6 protein-coding genes are annotated in these 7413 nt (G+C 64.1%); all 6 read left to right on the plus strand.

Going from position 1 to position 7413, the window contains the following annotated elements:
- The coding region (locus QM612_RS04070; RefSeq protein ID WP_415252617.1) for a type VI secretion protein IcmF/TssM N-terminal domain-containing protein at positions 1-3331 on the plus strand (3331 nt) is incomplete at its 5' end.
- Positions 3332-3350: 19 nt separating this feature from the next.
- Complete coding sequence (gene tssA / locus QM612_RS04075; protein WP_415252618.1) at positions 3351-4421, plus strand: type VI secretion system protein TssA; 1071 nt, start codon at positions 3351-3353, stop codon at positions 4419-4421.
- Between the two features lie 202 nt (positions 4422-4623).
- Positions 4624-5136: a type VI secretion system contractile sheath small subunit gene (tssB, locus tag QM612_RS04080; protein WP_415252619.1), complete on the plus strand. Its 513-nt coding sequence runs from the start codon at positions 4624-4626 to the stop codon at positions 5134-5136.
- Positions 5137-5182: 46 nt separating this feature from the next.
- Entirely contained in the window at positions 5183-6667 is a 1485-nt protein-coding gene (gene tssC / locus QM612_RS04085) for a type VI secretion system contractile sheath large subunit (RefSeq protein ID WP_415252620.1), read from the plus strand.
- Positions 6668-6707: 40 nt separating this feature from the next.
- A complete protein-coding gene (locus QM612_RS04090) occupies positions 6708-7184 on the plus strand; it encodes an Hcp family type VI secretion system effector (protein ID WP_415252621.1) in 477 nt (158 codons plus the stop codon).
- Positions 7185-7243: 59 nt separating this feature from the next.
- Complete coding sequence (locus tag QM612_RS04095; protein ID WP_415252622.1) at positions 7244-7405, plus strand: hypothetical protein; 162 nt, start codon at positions 7244-7246, stop codon at positions 7403-7405.
- The last annotated feature ends 8 nt before the right edge of the window (positions 7406-7413 follow it).

Genomic DNA, 7413 nt, shown 5'->3' on the forward strand with positions numbered 1-7413 from the left:
CCAGCGCAAGGCATCGATCAAGGGGCGCACGCGCAAGCGCATCGGCGACCTCGGCCCCGGCAATGCCGAGGATGAGCGCGAGCCGGTGCAGCGCATGACCGCTGCCATCAGCGAAGCCAAGCGCACCATCGCGCGCTCGCCGGACATCGACAAGGGCCGCACGCCGCTGTATCGCATCCCGTGGCTGCTGTTCGTGGGCGATGCCGCCGCAGGCGTGGATGGCCTGCTGCGCGCAGGCAGCGAGGTCTCGCCATTCCCCGCGCCGGACGGTGCGCAGATGGCAGCGGACGATGTCTGGCGCTGGTGGTTCCACAAATCGATGATCGCCATCGAAATGCATCCGCGCGTGGTTTGCGATGCAGGCGCGCGGCTGGATCGTGGTCTCTGGTATCAGGCGCTGATGAAGCTGGCCGACGAGCGCGAGAAGCTGCCGCTCAACGGGATCGTCGTCGCGGTTGCGGCGCAGACCCTGATGGGGCCGGCGGATGCGCTGAAGGAAACCGCCACGCGCCTGCGCAGGCTGGTGGACGAGGCGATGGAACACCTGCAGTTGCAGGTGCCGGTGTACTTCGTGGTGAGCGGGCTGGAACGCCTGCCGGGCTATGCGCAACTGCGTGCCACGCTGCCCGCCGAAGCCTTTGCGCAGGCGCTGGGGCATCGTTTTGCCGTTGATGAAGTGGTCAGCGCCGCTGCAAGCGGGCGCGTGGCGGAGGTGATGCAGCCAATCGAAGACCGCCTGCACGCGCTGCGCATGACCGCGTTGCGCGCGCAGCACACGCCGCAGCATCGCCGTGCCGTGTTCGATTTCATCGAATCACTGCGCCTGGCCGGGCAGGGGTTGCCGCTGTTCGTCAACCTGATGCTGGAGGACAACCCCTTCCAGCGCACGCCGCGCTGGCGTGGCCTGTACTTTGCCGGGGGTGCCGATGCCGCGCATCGCGGTGGCGCTTTCGTCGCCGACCTGTTCACCCGTTTCCTGCCCAGCGACCAGCCGCTGGCCGGTGCCAGCTTCCGTGGCAGTGCCGGGCGAATGGCAGTGGCCGGTCTGGGCGTGCTGGCGATGTTGGGGCTGTCGGCCTCGCTGGCCTATGGCCTGAAGGCGGCGCGCAAGGATGACACCGCGTTGCTGGCGCAGACCCGCACCGCCTGCGCCGAAGTCGCCGACCGCACCTCGGGCGGACGCATCGAATGGGTGGCTGGCTGCGGGCGCACCATCGGGGCGCTGGAAGCCGCCGCAGGCGACACCTTGCTCAGCTTCGGCATCCGCCGCGCCGACAGCGACATCGCCAGGCTCAAGCAGCGGGTCATCGACGACTTCGCCAACCTGATCCTCGCGCCCGAGGACCAGATGCTGGCAACCGACATCGACCAGCGCCGCGCGGGCATCGAGCATGTACTTGCCATCACCCAGCGCCTGCGTCTGCTGGACGAATGCCGCAGCGGTGGCGAGGAATGCCGCAAGCGCGAATTGCCGAACAACGTCAGCTTTGATGCGCGTTCGCGCCTGTTTGCGCCCTTCGTCAGCGCCAACCATGACACCCGCCGCGATCGAGAGAACGCAGACGCCCTGTTCGCCACCTATCTGGGCTATCTGCGCTGGCAAAAAAAAAACGTCCTTGATGCCGAGCGCGACCGGCTGCAGGGGCTGCTCGACAAGCTGTTGACCGGCTACATGCCGCGCTCCGACGATCTGCGCGCATGGGCCGATGCGCGCGGCCAATCAATCACCCTCGCCACCTACTGGCTGCCGGAAGGCACGGTGGTGGGCAGCGAAGACACACAACCACTCGGCATTCCGCGCGCCTACACCCGCGAGAGCTGGGAAGGCGTGGTGCAGCCGATGCTGGCAACCCTGCGCGACCGCGCACCAAGCCAGCAGGCGAAGCTCGACGACCTGCGCGACCGCTATTTCAATGATTACTTCGCAAGCTGGGCGAAGTTCCAGGCAGGCTTTCAGGAAGGCATTTCGCTATGGCGCGGGCGCTACGGTGAACTGCTGACCCGCGCTGCCGGCCATCAGAATCCCTACGCCTTTTTTTTTCGCGACGCCCAGCGCCACCTGTATGAACTGCCGCTCGATTGGTCGTTCGGGTCGCGCTGGGCGGTGGCCTGGTCGCAGATGAAAGCCGATTGGCTGTCCTCGTGGCGGCCATTCGGCAGGTTCGTCGCCGATTCGTTCCGTTTTGGTGGCGAGAAGATCGAACCGCCGGTCTGGTTGCTGGCGATGCGCGATACCCAGGTCAAGGTGCTGGATGCCAGCAATGCCGAGTTCGCGCGCGCCTATCTGCGGCTGACGGCGGAGGATTCCGGCGAGGACGTGTATCGCATCGCATCGGATCTGTTCGCGAGCAAAGGGCAGGCAGACAAGCCGCCAGCCAGCGAGTACGCCGCACTGATCGCAGCAGTGGACAAGCCGGACGAAAAATACGCCACCGCCTTCAAGGGCAATGATCTGTCCGCATGGTCGGTGGTGCAGGGGCCGTCGAAGCTGCTGCTGTTCCTCACCGTGCATCGCGCCGGCGAGTACGTGCAGGCGCGCTGGCGCGAGAGTGTGGTCAAGCCGTTGTCGGCATTGCCCGCGCAGGCGCAGGTCGAAGCGCTGTACGGCGCGCAGGGCAAGCTGGGCGCGTTCGTCAACGACTGGCTCAAGCCCTTCATCACCGAGAAGGAACGCCTGCCGGTGAAGGTGGCGGGCGTGGCGATGCCGCTCACGCCGGCTTATCAGGGCATGGTCGCCGCCGAGCGCCAGTTCCTGCCGGTGCTGTCCGATGGCCCGCCATTCCTTGCCGGCAGCTTCACCCTCGGCCAGCCCAGCCAGCTTGGTGCGCTGGACGAAGGCGAATCCGGCACGGTGTTCGAGGTGGAATGCCGCGAGCGGGTCTATCGCGCCACATCGGTGGGTGATTCATTGGCCGATGCCACCGCGCAGGTGTTCTGGTCGCCCTCCAGCTGTCTGCAGGCGCGCATCCGCATCGCCATCGCCGCGCCAGCGTCGGATGAAGCGCCGGTGCAGGAATTCGATCCGGCCACCAGCCAGATGCAGGCCGCAGCGTCTGCCGGTAACGAGATCGCATTGACCCGCATCTATGCAGGCCCCGAGGGTTTTGCCGAGCTGATCCGCGATTTCGCCAGCGGCGCGCATGCCTTCGGCATCGAGGATTTCCGTGGCAGCTACAGCCCGTCGCAATGGGGCGCGTTGCGCCAGCGGCTGTCCGAGGCCGGTTTCCGCAGCGCGCGCGTGTTCCTGCAGGTCGAGCTGTCCGACGAAATGAAGCAGTACCTCGGTGCCAGCACGGCGCGCGCCGAGGTTCCCAACGTGATCCTGGAATGACGCAACTCTGGAGAGCCCCATGGCCATCGATGTCAACGAACTCCTCGCCCCGATCCCGGGCAGCGACCCCGCTGGCAGCGATGCCAGCTTTTCCGATCAGTTCGACCGCATCCGCGAGGCGCGGCGCGCGGACGATCCCAACCTCGACCAGGGCGAATGGCAGACCGAGCTGAAGGTCGCCGACTGGCGCGAGGCACAGAACCTGGCCGAGGACATCCTGCGTAATACCAGCAAGGACTTGCAGGCGGCGGTGTGGCTGGCCGAAGCAGCGATCTCGCGCTATGGGCTGGAAGGTGCGCGTGACGGTTTCGACCTGCTGACCGGCTTGATGGATACCTACTGGGAAAACCTGCATCCGCGCGCCGAGGATGGTGATCTGGAAGAGCGCGCCGGCAAGCTGGCATGGTTCGCCACCTATGGCAGCCGCGCGTTGCTGGCAATGATGCTCAACGACGATCCCCATGCGCCGCTGACCTTGACCGGCTGGCTCGATTCGCGCGAGGTGGACAACCTGGGCCGGCAGAATGCCGAGGCCTATCAGACTGCGCTGGACGAAGGCCGGATCAATGGCGAGGCGTATGACAGCCGGATGCTGGCGACTGCCGACGGCGTCATCCGCGAACGCGCGGAACAGGTGCAGGCCGCACGCGAAGCTTTTGCCCGTTTCAGCGCGATGGCCGACGGCAAGCTGGGCCGCGATGCGCCCAGCCTTGCCGCGATCGACGATGCACTGAAGAAAATCCAGCAGGTTTACGCACGGGTTGCGACTGCCAAGGGCCTTGGTGGCGTGGCGGCTGCGGCGGATGAAGGTGGCGAACAGGCCGCGTACGCATCCGAAGGTGGTGGCGGTGGCGTGGCACTCAACCTGGGTGGTGGCAGCCTGGCATCGAAGGAAGCAGCGCTGCGCGCACTTGGCGACATCGCCGGCTTCTTCCGCCGTACCGAGCCACACAGCCCGGTGGCCTATCTGCTGGAACGCGCCGTCAGCTGGGCCAACATGCCGCTGGATCAGTTCCTGGCAGAACTGATCCGCGATGAAGGCACGTTGTCCTCGATCCGTGAGCGGGTCGGCCTGCCGCCCAGCTACTGACATGCGCATGTCACGTAATCGCGCGCCGGAAACGGACATGCGCGCGTTCCTGTCGAATGGCATATGCCCATTTCTGGCCGTCCGATGGATGTTGCGCCGGCGGCGCGCTTCCTAGACTCGATTCCACACCACGGGGCATGCCGCATCGGCGGCGATGTCCCTTTCACTCCAATCGCAACATGCAACGCGCACGGGGAACGTCATGGCCAAGAAGGAAAGCACCCAGCACAAACTCGACCGCGTGCGCGCACCGCGCGTGCAGCTCACCTACGACGTCGAGGTCGGCGACGCCATCGAAAAGAAGGAGCTTCCCTTCGTGGCTGGAGTGCTCGGCAACTTCAGCGGGCAACCGGCGGAGCCGCTGGGCAAGATGAAGGATCGCAAGTTCGTCAACGTGGACAAGGACAACTTCGACGACGTGCTCAAGGGCATGAAGCCGCGCGCGCAGATGCAGGTGGACAACAAGCTGGCCGATGACGGCTCCAAGCTGGGCGTCGAGCTTAACTTCCGCAGCCTGGAGGACTTCTCGCCGGAGCGCGTGGTCAACCAGATCGAGCCGCTGCGCAAGCTGCTGGAGGCGCGCCAGAAACTGGCCGACCTGCGCAACAAGGCCGCAGGCAACGACAAGTTCGAGGATCTGCTCAACGAAGTCCTGCAGAACACCGACAAGATCGCCCAGCTCAGCAAGGAAGTCGGTTCCAGCTCCGACGAGTGAATTGACCCGCCCCCTGACCTGACGACCACGACCAGCGAGCACACACATGGCCAATACCGAAACCCAGGCGGCAGCCGCCGCCACCGCAGAAGCCGCAGAAGGCGGGCTGCTCGACCAGATCCTGACCCAGAGCAAGATCGCGCGCTCCGACAGTGAGCGCAGCCGCGCCCGTGACCTGATCGCCGAACTGGTGGCGCAGGTCAGCGATGGCGCGATGGTGGTATCCAAGGACGCCATCGGCGCGCTGGATGCGCGCATCGCCGAGATCGACCGCGTGCTGTCCGAGCAATTGTCTGCCGTGATGCATGCGCCGGAGTTCCAGCAACTGGAAGGCAGCTGGCGCGGCCTGAAGTATCTGGTGGACAACTCCGAGACCAGCACCACCCTGAAGATCAAGGTCTTCAACACCACCAAGAAGGAGCTGGTCAAGGACTTCAAGAATGCGTCCGATTTCGACCAGAGCACGCTGTTCAAGAAGATCTACGAAGAGGAATACGGCACCTTCGGCGGTGCGCCGTTCGCCACCCTGATCGGCGACTTCGAGTTTGGTCGTCATCCGGAGGACATGTACCTGGTCGAGGAAATCTCGCACGTCGCTGCGGCTGCGCATGCGCCTTTCCTCAGCGCGGCCTCGCCGGAACTGCTGGGTTTTGATGATTTCACCGAGCTGTCCGGCCCGCGCGACCTTGCCAAGATTTTCGACACCGTCGAATACGCAAAGTGGAAAAGCTTCCGTGCCTCGGAAGACTCGCGCTACGTGGGCCTTGCCATGCCGCATGTGCTGGGCCGGTTGCCTTACGGGCCGGATACCGACCCGGTGGAGGCGTTCAATTTCGTGGAGCGCACCGACGGCACCGAACACAACAAGTACCTGTGGATGAACGCGGCCTACGCACTGGGCGCGAAGGTGACTGACGCTTTCGCCAAGTACGGCTGGTGTGCAGCAATCCGTGGTGTCGAAGGCGGTGGTCTGGTCGAGGGCCTGCCCACGCATACCTTTGCTACCGATGACGGCGAAGTGGCGCTGAAGTGCCCGGTCGAGATCGCCATCACCGACCGCCGCGAGAAGGAACTGGCCGACCTGGGCTTGATCCCGCTGGTGCATTGCAAGGGCACCGACTACGCGGCGTTCTTCTCCACCCAGTCCGCGCAGAAGGCCAAGGAATACAACACCGACGCCGCCAACGCGAATGCGCGCCTGTCCTCGCAGCTGCAATACATCTTCGCGGTCAGCCGCATCGCGCATTACCTGAAGTCGATGATGCGCGACAAGATCGGCAGCTTTGCATCCAAGTCCAGCGTTGAATCCTTCCTCAACAACTGGATCGCGCAATACGTGCTGCTGGACGACAACGCGGCGCAGGAATCAAAGGCGCGCTCGCCATTGCGCGAGGCCCGCATCGAGGTCACCGAGATCCCGGGCAAGCCCGGTGCCTACAAGTCGGTGGCCTTCCTGCGCCCGCATTACCAGCTTGATGAACTTAGCGTCTCCCTGCGACTGGTGGCTGAACTGCCCAAGTCCGCGCGCTGATGCTGGACAGCATTCCCTTCAATAACCCAGGAGTATCAAAATGGACGATTATTTTCTGAAGATCGACGGCATCGAAGGCGAGTCGCAGGACAAGTCGCACAAGAACGAGATCCAGATCAGTTCGATCTCGTTTGGCGTGCAACAGACCGGCTCGATGAGCTTCGGTGGCGGTGGCGGCACGGGCAAGGCCCAGTTCAGGGACATCAGCTTCAGCAAGCAGGTTGACAAGGCCACCAACAAGATCACCGAAGCCTGCGCCAAGGGTGCCCATATCCCGACTGTGGTGTTCACGGCCCGCAAGGCCGGTGGCAATCCGCTGGAGTACATGGTCGTCACCATGAACGATGTGATCATCACCAGCCAGGAATTGAGTGGCGGCGGTGGCGATGTCATCAATGAGAACGTCTCCTTCAACTTCACCAAGATCAAGTTCAAGTACAACGAACAGGACGAAAAGGGCAACAAGAAGGGCGGCAACGAGTTCGCCTGGAACATCAAGGCCAACGCATCGGCTTGAGGCATTCCCGGGCTGGTGCCGCGCGCATTGCCGGGCTGCATCGCCATCGGGTTTCGTCCATGCAACGCAATCTGCTTGAACGCCTGATTGACCTCCCGCTGCCGGAAGACAGCGGGAGGTCTGTTTCCATCAGTGAAATCAGCGTCTGCGTCTCCCGCTACCTGGAAAACCTGCTCAATCCCCGCTCTGAAGGCGCGCGCCTGCTTCCGGATACCTTCTAGGAATGTCG

The sequence above is a fragment of the Thermomonas sp. genome (assembly GCF_047606765.1).
In the GTDB taxonomy this organism is placed as follows: Bacteria; Pseudomonadota; Gammaproteobacteria; order Xanthomonadales; family Xanthomonadaceae; genus Thermomonas.